The 14486-nt window shown below is 69.9% G+C and carries 12 protein-coding genes; 3 read left to right on the top strand and 9 right to left on the bottom strand.

The window, feature by feature from the left end:
- Nucleotides 1-58: 58 nt before the first annotated feature.
- The 4 genes from QM634_RS05500 to QM634_RS05485 are packed head-to-tail and all read right to left on the bottom strand — an operon-like array spanning nucleotide 59 to nucleotide 6167.
- Nucleotides 59-1189 carry a metallophosphoesterase gene (locus QM634_RS05500; RefSeq protein ID WP_415041776.1) on the bottom strand — a complete coding sequence of 377 codons (1131 nt, stop codon included), beginning with the start codon at nucleotides 1187-1189 and terminating at the stop codon, nucleotides 59-61.
- A gap of 7 nt (nucleotides 1190-1196) precedes the next feature.
- Complete coding sequence (gene pheT, locus QM634_RS05495) at nucleotides 1197-3686, bottom strand: phenylalanine--tRNA ligase subunit beta (RefSeq protein WP_415041760.1); 2490 nt, start codon at nucleotides 3684-3686, stop codon at nucleotides 1197-1199.
- A 39-nt stretch (nucleotides 3687-3725) separates the two neighbouring features.
- The gene (pheS, locus tag QM634_RS05490; protein ID WP_415041759.1) at nucleotides 3726-4793 is read right to left on the bottom strand and encodes a phenylalanine--tRNA ligase subunit alpha; all 1068 of its coding nucleotides are present in this window, start codon (nucleotides 4791-4793) and stop codon (nucleotides 3726-3728) included.
- 21 nt (nucleotides 4794-4814) lie between these two features.
- Complete coding sequence (locus tag QM634_RS05485; RefSeq protein ID WP_415041758.1) at nucleotides 4815-6167, bottom strand: acyltransferase family protein; 1353 nt, start codon at nucleotides 6165-6167, stop codon at nucleotides 4815-4817.
- Nucleotides 6168-6256: 89 nt separating this feature from the next.
- On the opposite strand from QM634_RS05485, the gene QM634_RS05480 reads away from it, so the two are divergent.
- A complete protein-coding gene (locus tag QM634_RS05480; RefSeq protein ID WP_415041757.1) occupies nucleotides 6257-7084 on the top strand; it encodes a hypothetical protein in 828 nt (275 codons plus the stop codon).
- Nucleotides 7085-7195: 111 nt separating this feature from the next.
- Nucleotides 7196-8815: a DUF222 domain-containing protein gene (locus QM634_RS05475; RefSeq protein ID WP_415041756.1), complete on the top strand. Its 1620-nt coding sequence runs from the start codon at nucleotides 7196-7198 to the stop codon at nucleotides 8813-8815.
- A 6-nt stretch (nucleotides 8816-8821) separates the two neighbouring features.
- Here QM634_RS05475 and QM634_RS05470 read toward each other — a convergent pair whose 3' ends face one another.
- From QM634_RS05470 to infC, 4 genes are read right to left on the bottom strand one after another with little or no spacing between them, the layout of a single operon-like run.
- Entirely contained in the window at nucleotides 8822-9613 is a 792-nt protein-coding gene (locus QM634_RS05470) for a TrmH family RNA methyltransferase (protein WP_415041755.1), read from the bottom strand.
- 28 nt (nucleotides 9614-9641) lie between these two features.
- Nucleotides 9642-10022, bottom strand: coding sequence for a 50S ribosomal protein L20 (gene rplT, locus QM634_RS05465; RefSeq protein ID WP_415031215.1), 381 nt, complete (start codon nucleotides 10020-10022; stop codon nucleotides 9642-9644).
- A gap of 47 nt (nucleotides 10023-10069) precedes the next feature.
- A complete protein-coding gene (gene rpmI, locus QM634_RS05460) occupies nucleotides 10070-10270 on the bottom strand; it encodes a 50S ribosomal protein L35 (RefSeq protein ID WP_415031214.1) in 201 nt (66 codons plus the stop codon).
- 56 nt (nucleotides 10271-10326) lie between these two features.
- A complete protein-coding gene (gene infC / locus QM634_RS05455) occupies nucleotides 10327-10917 on the bottom strand; it encodes a translation initiation factor IF-3 (protein WP_415041775.1) in 591 nt (196 codons plus the stop codon).
- A 288-nt stretch (nucleotides 10918-11205) separates the two neighbouring features.
- Here infC and QM634_RS05450 point away from each other — a divergent pair, with 288 nt between their 5' ends.
- A complete protein-coding gene (locus QM634_RS05450; RefSeq protein ID WP_415041754.1) occupies nucleotides 11206-11577 on the top strand; it encodes a DUF1844 domain-containing protein in 372 nt (123 codons plus the stop codon).
- A gap of 1 nt (nucleotide 11578) precedes the next feature.
- Here the strand turns inward: QM634_RS05450 and uvrA are convergent, their stop codons facing one another.
- Entirely contained in the window at nucleotides 11579-14458 is a 2880-nt protein-coding gene (gene uvrA, locus QM634_RS05445) for an excinuclease ABC subunit UvrA (protein ID WP_415041753.1), read from the bottom strand.
- Between the last annotated feature and the right edge of the window lie 28 nt (nucleotides 14459-14486).

Here is a 14486-nt window from a genome sequence, read left to right as displayed (position 1 = left end):
ATCATTATGCACATCGATGCAAGTATATTCATAACCGGGCCGGATCCGGACCCTCCGGTCAGCGGGTGAGCGTGATGATCGCGACCTGGGGAGGCGCGCCGACGCGCACCGGCGGGCCCCAGGCACCCGTGCCGCGCGAGGTGAAGACCGGCACGTCACCCACCCGGCCGAAACCGCTCACGACCGGCTGTTGCAGCCGCACCGCGTAGCCGAAGGGCCAGATCTGACCACCGTGGGTGTGGCCCGACAGCTGCAGGCCCACGCCGCGGCCCTGCACGTCGTCGGCCTGCTTCGGTTCGTGCGCGAGGAACAGCAGTGCCCGACTCGGGTCGCGGCCGTTCAGCGCCGTGCCGTAGTCCGGGCGATACGGCTCCGGCGCGGTGCGGTCGTAGACGCCGGCCAGATCCATCACCGCACCACCGCGACGCAGTTCGACCCGCTCGTTGCGCAGCGGGCGGATGCCCAGCGTCTGCCAGAAGTTGAGCCACGCGCCGCCGTCGTCCGAGTAGTACTCGTGGTTGCCGCTGACACCGACGACGCCGAGCGGGGCGCGCAGGTCGCGCAGCGGTTCGAGGTCCGTGCCCACCTTCGCCACCGTGCCGTCGGCCAGGTCGCCGCCCAGGACGACGAGGTCGGGCTTGGCGGCGTTGACCTGGGCCACGACCCGCCGCGTGAAGTCGGCGCCGCGCGTCGGACCGACGTGCAGGTCGGTGACGAAGGCGACGCGCAGGCCGTCGAATCCGGCGGGCAGCCGATCGACGACGGCGGTGTCCTCGGTGACCGCCGGGCGCGCGGCCTCTCCGAGTCCGTGGCCCACGGTGACCGCCGCCGCGACGACCATGAGCCCGGTCGTCACGGCCACCCACCGCCGCGGCCCGTCGGCCTTGCCCCGCGCCAGGCGCACGACCAGGGCGGCGAGTCCGATCACGGCGGCGCCGAGCGACACGTAGTAGACGAAGGCCCACCAGGTGAAGCCGGCGAAGCCGATCGGACGCGCCCACGCCGGGTCCAGGGTCCGGCCCACCAGCAGTGCGGCCACGCCGAGCAGCGAGCCGACGACCAGCACGGCGTCGGCGGCCCGTGCCCAGCGCCCGCTCAGCCCGGTGGCGACCACCAGGCGACGGTGCAGCCAATAGGCCGACAGCGCCACGACGGCGATGCCGACGACGAGGGCGAGGGCGACGACCATCGACCGCTCAGCGGAGTCGAGCGCCGACGGTGGCGCCGGCGTGGTCGACGGCTGCCATCTTGGCCGCACTGGCCTCGTCCTCGGTCAGCGTGCGGTTCGGTGCCCGGAAGCGCAGCGCGAAGGCGAGCGACTTCTTGCCCTCGCCGACCTGTTCGCCGGTGAAGATGTCGAAGAGTTCGAGCGACTCGAGGAGTTCCCCGGCCCCCGAGCGCAGGGCGGCGGCGACATCGGCCGCCGACACCGACTCGTCGACGACGACCGCCACGTCCTGGAGCACCGCGGGAAAGACCGAGAGGCTCGGCGCCGGTAGCGCGCCGCCCGTCGGCAGGGCGTCGATGGACAGCTCCACCGCACAGGTCCGCTTGGGCAGGTTGGCGCGGTCGCAGACGGCCGGGTGCAGCTCGCCGGCCCACCCGATGGTGACCGGCTTGCCGTCGTCACCGGCCGCGACGACCTTCGCGCAGCGGCCCGGGTGCCACGGCAGGTGGTCGTCGGCGACGAGGTCGACCTCGACGCCGGCCGCGCGGGCGATGGAACGGGCCGCCTCCAGCGCGTCCGTGGCATCGGCCCGGCGACCGGGACCCCACGGTCCGGCGGGCTCGGCCAGACCGGTGAGCACCGCCGCGACGTGCAGGGGTTGGGCGGGCAGGCTCGCGTTCACCGCGCCCAACTCCTCGTCGGAAGGGCGCCGCGTGACGTCGAGGGCCGCGACGGTGTGCCCGCTGCCCGTGCCGCCGAGCACGACCTGGCCGATCGTGAAGAGGGCCAGATCGCGTTGACCCCGGGCGAGGTTGCGCCCGACCATCTCCAGCAGACCCGGCAGCAACGTCGTGTTCAGCCGGGGGCGGTCGGATTCGAGCGGGTTGAGCACATCGACGGTGGTGCGCCGCGGATCGTCGTCCGGCAGGCCCCAGGTGTCGAAGACGCCCGCCGGCATGAACGGGTACGGCAGCACCTCGACGAAGCCGTCGAGTGCCAACGTGCGGCCGATGCTGCGGCGTCGCAGCTGCTGCGGTGTCAGGCCACGACCGCCGGGGGCGCGCGGCACGACCGCCGGGATGTCCTCCAGGCCCTCGAGTCGCAGCACCTCCTCGACGAGGTCGGCCGACTGGCGCAGATCGGGTCGCCACGAGGGCGGCGTGACCGCCAGCAGTCCGTCGTGCTCCTCGACGGTGCAGCCGACCTCGCGCAGCCGCTCGGCCGAGGTGCCGGCCGGGTAGTCGATCCCCGCCGTGCGATCGGGGGCGTCGGCTGCGAAGGCGATGACCGGCGCCGGGTCGACGGGCAGCCGCACGTCGGTCCAGGAGCCCTGTTGCTCACCACCGGCGATCTCGACGATGAGCTGCGCGGCGCGCGCCGAGGCGATCGCGGTGATCTCCGGGTCGACGGTGCGCTCGAACCGCTTGGCGGCCTCCGAGCTGAGTTTGTGCCGCTTGCCGGTGCGGAAGACGCGGACCGGGTCGAAGGTGGCCGATTCGAGCAGCACGGTGACGGTCTCGTCGCCGACCTCGGTGCTCGCGCCGCCCATCACGCCGGCCAAGGCAATCGCGCCGGAGTCGTCGGCGATGACGACGTCTTCGGCGTCGAGGGTGCGATCGGTGCCGTCGAGAGTGGTGAGCTTCTCCCCCGGCTTCGCGTTGCGCACCGCGATCGCCCCGCGCACCCGATCGGCGTCGAAGGCGTGCAGCGGCTGCCCGAGCTCGATCATCACGTAGTTGGTGACGTCGACGATCGCCGAGATCGGGCGGATGCCGGCGATGAGGAGGCGTTTGCGCATCCACCAGGGCGAGGCGGCCGTCGGGTCGACGCCGGTGATGACCCGCGCGGTGTAGCGGGTGGCGCCGGTGTCGGGATCGATGGTCACCGGGGTGCCCGCGTCGCCGGCCACTCCGGGATCGACGTCGGCGCCCGGCTCGCGGAATCCGGCGCCCAGGCTGCCGGCCAACTCGCGGCCCAGGCCGCGGACGGAGAACGCATAGCCGCGGTCGGGAGTCACGTTGACCTCGATGGCGGTGTCCGGCAGGCCCAGGACCTCGCGTGCGTCGGCGCCCGGTTCGGCCGCCCCCGCGGGCAGGACGAGGATGCCGGTGTGGTCGTCACCGACGCCGAGCTCGGTGACCGAGCAGATCATGCCGTCGGAGGTCTTGCCGTAGGTCTTGCGCGAGGCGATCTGGAACCCGCCGGGCAGCGTCGTCCCCGGCAGGGCCACGACGACGAGGTCGCCCTCGGTGAAGTTGCGCGCGCCGCAGACGATCTCGCGGGGCGCGTCCTCACCGACCGCGACGTGGCAGAAGCGGATCGGCTTCTTGAACTCGGTCAGCTCCTCGATGGACTCGACCCGGCCGACGACGAGCGGCCCGTCGATGTCGCCGAAGCGCTCGACCTCGCCCTCGATCTCGAAGCCGACGCGAACGAAGGCCGCATCGATCTGCTCGGCGGTCGGCTCGGGGCCGGAAACGTCGAGGACGTCGGTCAACCAGGACTGTGGGACGCGCACGTGGCTGCTGCTTTCGGTATCGGTGGTCGGGGTGGCGGGTCAGGCCGCGGGGCCGAAGGGTGCGGTGAAGCGGATGTCGCCCTCGACCATGTCGCGCATGTCGGAGATGTCGTTGCGGAACTGCAGGGTGCGCTCCAGGCCCATGCCGAAGGCGAACCCGCTGTACTCGTCGGGGTCGATGCCGCTCGCGCGCAGGACGTTGGGGTTGACCATGCCGCAGCCGCCCCATTCCACCCAGCCGGCGCCGCCCTTCTTGCCCGGGAACCACACGTCGACCTCGGCCGACGGCTCGGTGAACGGGAAGTACGACGGGCGCATCCGCGTGGTGGTGTCCGGCCCGAACAGCGCACGGGCGAGGGTCTCGAGCGTGCCGCGGAGGTGGGCCATCGTGAGGCCCTTGTCGATGGCCAGGCCCTCGATCTGGTGGAACACCGGCGTGTGCGTGGCGTCGAGCTCGTCGGTGCGGAAGGTGCGGCCCGGGCAGGCGACATAGATCGGGAGGTTGCGGTTCAGCATGGCGCGGACCTGCACGGGCGAGGTGTGCGTGCGCAGCACCTGCCGCGAACCCTCGGGTGCGATGTAGAAGGTGTCCTGCATCGAACGGGCGGGGTGGTCGGGCAAGAAGTTGAGCGCGTCGAAGTTGTAGTGCTCGGCCTCGACCTCCGGGCCCTCGGCGATCTCCCAGCCCATGCCGACGAAGACGTCGGCGATCTGCTCGGCGATGACCGTGATCGGGTGGCGCGCCCCCACGCGGCGACGACCGCTCGGGAGCGTCACGTCGATGGCCTCGGACTCCAGCACGGCGGCGTCGCGCTGGGCCTCCAGCACCTCGGTGCGCGCGGCCAGGGCGTCGGTGACACGCGTGCGCACGGCGTTCACGGCCTTGCCGGCAGCGGCCCGCTGATCGCCGGGGAGTGATCCCAGGGCGCGCCGGGCCAGCGAGACCGGGGCCTTCTCACCGAGGTGTTCGGTCTTCGCCGCGGCCAGCGCGTCCAGGTCGGCGGCAGCCTCGAAAGCGGCCACCGCGGCGTCGGCGGCGGCATCGAGGGTCGCCGGGTCGAGGGCGGCGGCGTCGGCGCCGGTGTTGTCGTCGTTCTGCTTGGCCACGAAGCCAGACTAGTCGATCGGCTACCGCTGTTGACCTGCGGGTTGAGCGACCGGGGCGGTGATGATCCGGGCACCGATCGCACCGGCGGCGACGACCCCCAGCATCGGGGCACCGACCAGCATTCCATCCCGCGCGAACATCAGCAGGGCGGCTCCGGCGAGGACCATCAGCAGCAGGACGACGACGTCGCGCAGCCGGTGGCCGGCGGTCGGCGCCAGACGCGTGGCCCGCGGGTCGTCCCACCACGGGAGGGGCCGGTTCTCCAGCGGCGACAGCACCGCGACGACGGGGACGAGCAGCACCAGGAGCGCGACCGTCTGCACCGCGACGACAACCAGGTGCTCCCCCGACGCGGGATGGTCCCGGGTGAAGCCCAGGAGCGCCCCGGCGCCGATGATCAGACCCAGGAGCGGCAGGTGCCACAGGTACAGGGTCATCGCACTGCGGTTGCCCAGGGCGACCCACCACCACACGCGGGGACGGCGGGCCCACCGGCCGAGCGCACCCGCGCCGGCGATCGCCAGCAGGCACAGGACGATCGCGTGCCCGGCGAGCAAGAGGCTCGGCGGACTCATGTTGGACAGGCGCTGACCGGGGACGGTCACCATCGACACGTCGTAGGGCCCGAAGACGACGAGCGCAGTGTCGACGGCCAGCATCAGCGCCGCACCGAGCGCTGCGGCCTTCGGGGTGATGAGCTTCTTCGCATGGGCGATGCCGAGGATCGCCGGGATCGTCCACGCGGTGGCGAAGGTGATGGTCGTCCAGGCGGGCGTGCCGTCGCCGCGCAGCCGCGCGAAGTCGGCCAGGCCGGTGAGTGCGTAGCAGACGGTGACCGCGCCCACGATCTGCGCCGGTGTCGACATCCACTGCAGCAGGGCGACGACGGCGAGAATCACCAGGTAGGCGCCGAGGAACCACAGCAACTGCACGCCGAGCCGGGCGATGACGTCGACCGCGGCCGCGCTGCCCGCCCATTCCGCCACGCCCAGCGCGGCACCCACGGCGAGCAGGTACCAGAACACCGGGCGCAACAGGCGCTGCGAGCGCCGGAACAGCCAGTGGCCGGGTGCGGTGTCGGGGCGCCAGCCGTAGACCGCTGCGGCCGCACCCGCGAAGAAGAACAGCGGCAGCACCTGCAACAGCCAGGTCGCGACCTGGAGCAGCGGATGGTCGCCGAGCAGGTTGCCCAGCACGAGCCGATCGCCCCCGGGGGCAGGTGGCGCGACGGTCAGCATGATCGAGTGTCCGGCGACGACGACCAGCAGACTCGCCAGACGCAGGACGTCGACCGCCCGGTCCCGGGTGTCCCCGGTCAGACGGTCCAGTTCGGCGGCATCGAGGCCGCGCGGGGTTGTCACAGTGGTGGTCATGTCCACCGATGATTGTCGCGCGGAGGCGGCGGGGCGTCGGGGGAAATACTCAATCGCGGACCGGGGGATGCGGGCCCTACGATCGCTGAGTGCACCTCATCACCGACCGACGTGAGATCGATCACCGCGGAGCGGCCCTGCTGAGCCGGGCCGGCGACTTCGCGACGGTCGGCGGCATCACCGGCACCGGGTTCGAGGCCTACGCCCGCATCCTGCACCCGGTGAGCCGCCGGCACGACGGGCGGCTCGACGAGGTCCGTTGGGCGCAGGTCGCGGCGGTCACCGGCGCCACCATGCACCCGCAAGTCCAGTGGTGGGCGGTGCTCGGACGTCGACTCGACGACGGTCACGGCGACACCTACACCGTCGACCTGCCGAACGGTTGGCACCTGAACGTCGACTACGAGGGCGAGATGCCGTCGGCACTGCTGACCGACCTGACGGGCGTGCTGCGACCGTTCACGACCCCAGACGAGGTCACCGTCGCCATCTGGAGCGGGTGGGGCGAGCTCCACGTCGACGGGAACGTGGACCTTTCGGCACGCCCGACCGAGTCGGCCTTCCACCGGGACATCGATCCCGCGATCGGGCGCGCGGCCCGTCGCGGCCCGCATTTCGCGTGGCCCGCACGCGACATGATCCTGTTCGACGCGGCGCTGACCGAGCTGGCCGATCCGGACTTCGGCTACGTGGCCGGCCTCTGGAGTCCGGGGACGCGCCGCGGACCCGGGCCGAACATGATCTGGCCCGCCGACCTGTCGTGGGTGGTCGCGACCGAGATCGACTTCAGCTGGACCCTCGTCGGCGGCACCCGCGAGCTGATCGACACGATCCTGTCCGACGACCGCTTCGAGTCCTTCGAGGTGCACGAGACCGACGAGATGACCTGGGCGTCGGACACCGTCAACCAGGGCTGATCCAACCTCATCCGCCACTGTGGTGAACCTTGGTGAACAGCAGTACCAATAGCCTCCTGACCAGCTGTTTCACCCTTGCAATAGAACTAATGTTCGGATAGAATCGACAGCATGGAAACCACCCTCGGCACCGAGCTTCCACCCCTGGTGGAACCCGGTGCCGACGAGTGGGAGGACAGCGACTGGGACCGCTGGACCGACTGCGCCCACGCCCTGGACGCGGCGATGTGTGTGACCGTCGGCGAACCCGACTGGACCCTCGACACCTTGGTCAGCACCGGCCGCGCCAAGGCGATGATCGCCTGGGCCGAATACCGCGAAATCGGCGCCATGCACACCCACCTGTCCCTCACCGGGGACCCTGCGCCCTCGGCCCGTGGAGCGCGGATGCTGGACGTGGAGATGCAGTGCGCCGCCCGGATCGCCATGAGCCAGGGCATCACCCAATCGCAGGCCGACAAATGGCTGTCCGATGCCATCGCCATGCGTGACCGCCTCCCCGGTGTCGGCCTGTGTTTGCGGGACGGGTTGCTCAGTCCCGCTCAGTTCCACATCGCCGTCTCGCGCACCGAACTCGTCGGCGATCAGGATTGGGCACCCGCGGTCGATACCGCCATCGCCGCACGATTGCGACACGCGGCCGGGGTGTGGTCGGGCAAGCGGTTGCGGGACATGGTGGACCGCATCATCTTCCGCCACGATCCCGACTCTGTGCGGCGGCGCCGGGACAATGCGACCGACTCGCGCTGCGCGTGGATCGTGCCGGGAGCCGATGGGATGGCCACCCTGGGTGCCACCATGACCGCGGAGAATGCGGCCATCGCCTACACCGGCGTCCTCGCATTGGCCGAGAGGACCTGTGCCCGCGATCCCCGCTCGCGGGATGCCCGCAGCAGCGACGCCCTCTTCGCGTTGGTCACCGGCACCCGCTTCGAATGCGAATGCGGCAGTGACGAGTGCGACGCCCGGATTCCCGAGCCCGACACCATGGCCGCGTGGTTGGCCGGCCAGCAGAATCGGGCCGTGGCCGCCGGGAAAGTCCTCGTCCACGTCGTCGCCGAACAGGCCACCGTCGACGGCCGCAACGACGAACCCGCCTTCATGGACGAACACGGCGTCATTTCCGCCGCGCACCTGCGCGACATCCTGCGGCGTGACGACACCGTCGTGCGCCCGCTCATCCCCCAGGGCGGCGCATCAAACAAGACCGTGTCGCTGCCGACCCATCTCCCGTCCGATCCCTACCGGCCCTCCACCGCCCTCGACACCGCGGTGCGCGCCCGCGACGGCTACTGCACCGCCCCCGGATGCGACAAGCCCGCCTGGCAGGCCGATCTGGACCACATCGACGAATACGACCACACCAACCCCTCGATCGGCGGCCAAACCACTGCAGACGGGTTGGCGGTGAAGTGCCGCATGCACCACAACTTGAAGACCTTCGGCGACGGCTGGCTCGACGACCAGTACCGCACGGCCGACGGCCGTGTGGTCACCGAGGTGATTTCTCCCGAAGGCATCCACTTCCCCGGCCCCGCCGAAACCAACCAAGACCTCTTCCCGGGCATCAACAGCCTCCACTGGCACACCCCCACCGGTGGTCGACAGCCCGCGAGGTCGGTGTATCGAGACCCGCCCCGCAACCGAACCCAAGCCAAACACGACCGCCGACGAGCAGAGCGCCAGGCCAACCGCAGGCACCACGCGGCCGACGGCGACCCACCCTTCTAACCGGGCTCAGCCTTGCGCGCGGGCGCTCTCGTACAGGCAGATCGCGGCGGCGGTGGCCAGATTCAGGCTCTCCGCACGGCCCTTGATGGGGATCGACACCCGGTGATCGGCGACCGCCGCAACAGCGTCGGACAGCCCGTGGGCCTCATTGCCGAACAGCCAGGCGGTCGGCTCGGCCAGCACCTCCCCCGCCTCTGGCAGCGGCAGCTCCCCGTCGGCGGTCGTCGCGAGCAGGGTCAATCCCGCGTCGCGCAGGGCTGCCAGACCGTCGTCGACGGAACGCTCCCGCGTCACCGGGAGGTGGAAGACGCTGCCGGCGCTGGCGCGGACGCATTTCCCGTTGTGCGGGTCGACGGCGTCACCGAGGAAGACGACGGCATCGGCACCCATCGCATCGGCGCACCGGATGATGGTGCCCGCGTTGCCGGGCTCGGACGGTTCGACGGCGACCGCCACCAGCGTCGGACGGTCGGTCAGGACGTCGACGAGCGGTACGTCGAACAACTCACAGACCGCGAAGACACCGGGAGGCGTCGTCGCGTCGGCCAACTTGGCGACGGCGCGATCGGACAGGAGCAGGACGTCGAGACCGGCGTCGCCGGCGCCCCTCAGCACCTCGCGGTGGCGCTCGGCGTCGTCCTCACCGACGAGGACGATCTCCGCACGCCCGGTCTCGATCGCGGCGGTCACCGCGTTGGGCCCCTCGACGAGAAAGCGGCGCTGGTCGCGGCGGGCGGCGGCGCGATGGAGTTTGGCAAAAGAAACGACCCGCGATGAGCGTTCGGTCAGAACATCCATCGCGGGTCGGTTCGGCGTGGTGCCGTGATCAGGCAGCCGGCGCGTTCACGTCGGCCGGCAGCGCCTTGCGGGCGACCTCGACGAGGCCGGTGAAGGCCTGCGGGTCGCTGACGGCGATCTCGGCGAGCACCTTGCGGTCCACCTCGACACCAGCGGCCTTGAGGCCCTGGATGAAGCGGTTGTAGGTGATGTCGTTGGCGCGGGCCGCGGCGTTGATGCGCGAGATCCACAGCTTGCGGAACTCGCCCTTGCGCGCACGACGGTCGCGGTAGGCATAGGTCATCGAGTGGAGCTGCTGCTCCTTGGCCTTGCGGTACAGGCGCGAGCGCTGTCCGCGGTAGCCCTTCGACGCCTCCAGGGTGGTGCGACGCTTCTTCTGAGCGTTTACTGCCCGCTTCACGCGTGCCATGTCGGAACCTCTTTACTTCAGTCTGGTCGGTCGGTGGTGGGGCTGGACTAGCCGTTGCCGTTGAGCAGGCGCTTGATGCGCGGGGCGTCGTTGTCAGAGACGACGACGGTGCCGTCCATGGCGCGCTTCTGCTTCGAGGACTTGTGCTCGAGCAGGTGGCGCTTGTTCGCCTTCTGGCGGACGATCTTGCCGCTGCCGGTCACCTTGAATCGCTTCGCGGTGCCCTTGTGGGTCTTTGCCTTTGGCATGGGTACTTCCTGTTCATCGGCCCGGACTCGTGTCCGGGTATTCGGTCTGTGGCCGGCTATTCGGCGTCGGCGGGCGACTCGTCGGGAGTCTTCGCCGGCTGCGTCGTCTGCGTGGCGGCCTTGGCGCGGGTCTTGGCACCCTTGTGCGGGGCCAGGACCATCGTCATGTTGCGCCCGTCCTGCTTGGCGTTGGTCTCGATGAAGCCGTATTCGGCGACGTCGTTGCCCAGCCGCTGCAGGAGGCGGAAGCCGAGTTCGGGTCGCGACTGCTCACGACCGCGGAACATGATCGTGACCTTGACCTTCGATCCGGCTTCCAGGAAGCGGATGACGTGACCCTTCTTGGTCTCGTAGTCGTGGTCGTCGATCTTGGGGCGGAGCTTCTGCTCCTTGATGACGGTCATCTGCTGGTTGCGACGCGACTCGCGCTGCTTCTGCGCTGCTTCGTACTTGAACTTGCCGTAGTCCATGATCTTGCAGACCGGCGGTCGCGCGTCCGGCGCGACTTCCACCAGGTCCAGATCGGCTTCTTCGGCCAGTCGGAGCGCATTCTCAACGCGCACGATGCCCACCTGCTCACCGTTCGGTCCGACAAGTCGGACCTCGGGGACGCGGATGCGCTCGTTGATGCGAGTCTCAGTGCTGATGGGGCCTCCTTGGTAGGTCGTCTCTTCGTCGACCGCCGCTGGATTCGCGGGAAGACAGGGGCCACTGCCTCAACAAGAAAGCCCTACGAGGATGGTCGTCAGACCATTGCTCGAGGGCTCCGATGCCGACCGGACACCACGCCGCACGAACGGATTGCTCCGCCGAAGGCGTGTGCCGGACCGTGAAACTGCCGTCGCATCTCTGCTGTCGCGTCGCACGGTGGGAGCGGAACTCCACTTGCCTGCCCCGGTTACCCGAGGCGGTCGCACTGTGACAGTCTAACAGTCATGACCGAGGACTCCTATTCGACGCCGGACCAGCCCGAACAGGTCCGCGACTCTGCTGAATCCCCCGCGGACGTCCGCGACCTGGGCGAGATTCCGGCGATCGAGGTCATCACCCGCGCCATCGTCATGCTGATGAGCTCGGCCGCCGAGAAGCTGGGCCTGGCCGAGGGGGCGAACGCCGACGACGTCGACCTCGACGAGGCGCGCAAGCTCATCACCGCGCTCGCCGGTCTCTTCGACGCTTCGCGCGGCGACCTGGGCCTGCACGCCAATCCGATCCGCGACGGTGTGAAGGGCCTGCAGGCCGCCTTCCGCGAGGCCAGCGCCTTCCCCGACGCCGACGGCGAAGGCCCCGGCGAGAAGCTGGTCTGATCTAACCGACCCGGGCCACACCCGCGGGCTCGAGGACCTCGGCGAGGAACGTCCCGGTGTGGCTCTGCGGCGCGGCGGCCACCTCTTCGGGTGTGCCCTGCGCGATCACCGTTCCACCGCCGTCGCCGCCCTCCGGACCCATGTCGATGATCCAGTCGGCAGCCTTGATGACGTCGAGGTTGTGCTCGATGACGATCACGGTGTTGCCCTTGTCGACGAGACCGTTGATCACGTCGAGGAGCTTGCGGATGTCCTCGAAGTGCAGCCCGGTGGTCGGCTCGTCCAGGATGTAGGCGGTGCGGCCGGTGGAGCGCTTCTGCAACTCGGCGGCCAACTTCACGCGCTGGGCCTCGCCGCCGGACAGCGTCGGGGCCGGTTGCCCCAACCGCACGTATCCGAGCCCCACGTCGACAAGGGTCTTGAGGTATCGGTGAATCGACGTGACCGGTTCGAAGAACTCGGCAGCCTCCTCGATCGGCATGTCGAGGACTTCGGCGATGGTCTTGCCCTTGTAGTGCACCTCGAGGGTCTCCCGGTTGTACCGGGCGCCGTGGCAGACCTCGCAGGGGACGTAGACGTCGGGCAGGAAGTTCATCTCGATCTTGATGGTTCCCTCACCGGTGCACGCCTCGCAGCGGCCGCCCTTGACGTTGAAGGAGAACCGGCCCGGCTGGTAGCCGCGCACCTTGGCCTCGGTGGTGGCCGCGAAGAGGGTGCGGATCTTGTCGAAGACCCCGGTGTAGGTGGCCGGGTTGGACCGCGGCGTCCGGCCGATCGGAGACTGGTCGACCTGCACCAGCTTGTCGAGGTGGTCCAGCCCCTTGACCCGCTTGTGCCGGCCGGGCACGTGCCGGGCGCCGTTGAGCTTGTTGGCCAGGACCGCGGCGAGGATGTCGTTGACGAGGGTCGACTTCCCCGATCCGGACACGCCGGTCACGGCGGTGAGCACGCCGAGCGGGAAGGCCACGTCGATGTCCTTCAGGTTGTGCTCGCTGGCCCCGACGACCGTGATCTCCTTGCGCTTGCTCACCGGGCGGCGGATCTCCGGCACCGGCAGGGTCTCGCGGCCCGACAGGTAGGCGCCGGTGAGGGACTCGGTGTTGGCCAGCAGCCCGTCGTAGCTCCCGCTGTGCACGACCTTTCCACCGTGCTCGCCGGCACGCGGACCGATGTCGACGATCCAGTCCGCGGCGCGGATGGTGTCCTCGTCGTGCTCGACGACGATCAGCGTGTTCCCCAGGTCGCGCAGCCGCACCAATGTGTCGATGAGCCGCCGGTTGTCGCGCTGGTGCAAGCCGATCGACGGCTCGTCGAGGACGTACAGGACACCGGCGAGTCCGGCGCCGATCTGGGTGGCCAGGCGGATGCGCTGCGCCTCTCCACCGGACAGCGAACCGGCGGCGCGCGCCAGCGAAAGGTACTCGAGGCCGACGTCGAGCAGGAAGCGGATGCGGGCCTGCACCTCCTTGAGGACGCGGCCGGCGATCGCCTCCTCGCGGGCGCCCAGCGACATGCTGCCCAGGTATTCGGCGCACTGGGCCACCGACAACGCGCTGACCTGCGCGATCGACTTCGGCCCGAACTCCTTCGAGTCGAGGGTGACCGCGAGGATCTCCGGGCGCAGGCGGGCGCCACCGCAGGCCGAGCACGGCACGTCGCGCATGTACCCCTCGTACCGCTCCTTCATCGCCTCGGACTCGGTCTGCTCCGAGCGGCGCTCGAGGAAGGCCATCACGCCCTCGAACTCCGTGTAGTACGACCGCGTCCGGCCGTAGCGGTTGCGGAACTTCACGTGCACCTGGTGCTCGCTGCCGTTCAGGATCGCGTTGCGGGCGGCCGCGGGCAGCTTGCGCCACGGCTGATTGAGGTCGAAGCCCATCTGGTCGGCCAGGCCGCCCATCAAACGCAGGAAGTAGTCGGCGTTGTGACCCGCCGACCACGGCGCAACGGCGCCCTCGGCGATCGACAGGTCCGGGTCCGGCACGACCAGTTCCTCGTCGATGACCTTGGCGACGCCCAGGCCGTCGCACGCCGGGCAGGCGCCGTAGGGCGAGTTGAACGAGAAGGACCGCGGCTCGAGGTCGTCGATCGCGATGATGTGCCCGTTCGGGCAGGCCATCTTCTCGGAGAAGCGCCGCTCCCGATTCTCCTCGCCCTCGTCCACGTCGACGAAGTCGAGCACGACGATTCCGTCGGCCAGCCGCAGTGCGGTCTCGATGGAGTCGGTGAGGCGCTGCTTGGCCGACGCCTTGACCGCGAGGCGGTCGACGACGACGTCGACGTCGTGGCGCTCCTGCTTCTTCAGCGTCGGCGGTTCGGTCAGCGGATAGACCTTGCCGTCGATCCGTGCCCGGGCGAAGCCCTGGGTCTGCAGGTCGGCGAACAGGTCGACGAACTCCCCCTTGCGCGAGCGCACGACCGGCGCGAGGACCTGGAAGCGGATCCCCTCCTCCATCGCGAGGACCTGGTCGACGATCTGCTGCGGGGTCTGTTTGGCGATCTTCTCCCCGCACTCGGCGCAGTGCGCGGTGCCGGCGCGCGCGTACAGCAGACGCAGGTAGTCGTAGACCTCGGTGATGGTGCCGACCGTCGACCGCGGGTTGCGGTTGGTCGACTTCTGGTCGATCGAGACGGCCGGCGACAGCCCCTCGATGAAGTCGACGTCCGGCTTGTCCATCTGCCCGAGGAACTGTCGCGCGTAGGCCGACAGCGACTCGACGTACCGCCGCTGTCCCTCGGCGAAGATCGTGTCGAAGGCCAGCGACGACTTGCCCGAACCGGACAGGCCGGTGAACACGATGAGCGAGTCGCGCGGCAGGTCGACGTCGATGCCCCGAAGGTTGTGCTCGCGCGCCCCGCGCACGATCAAACGATCAACCACAGCCAAGCTTCCTCACGGTGTCCGGTAG

The organism is Gordonia sp. (in: high G+C Gram-positive bacteria) (assembly GCF_047606305.1).
In the GTDB taxonomy this organism is placed as follows: domain Bacteria; phylum Actinomycetota; class Actinomycetes; order Mycobacteriales; family Mycobacteriaceae; genus Gordonia.
This window is presented reverse-complemented; position numbering and strand designations above follow the sequence as displayed.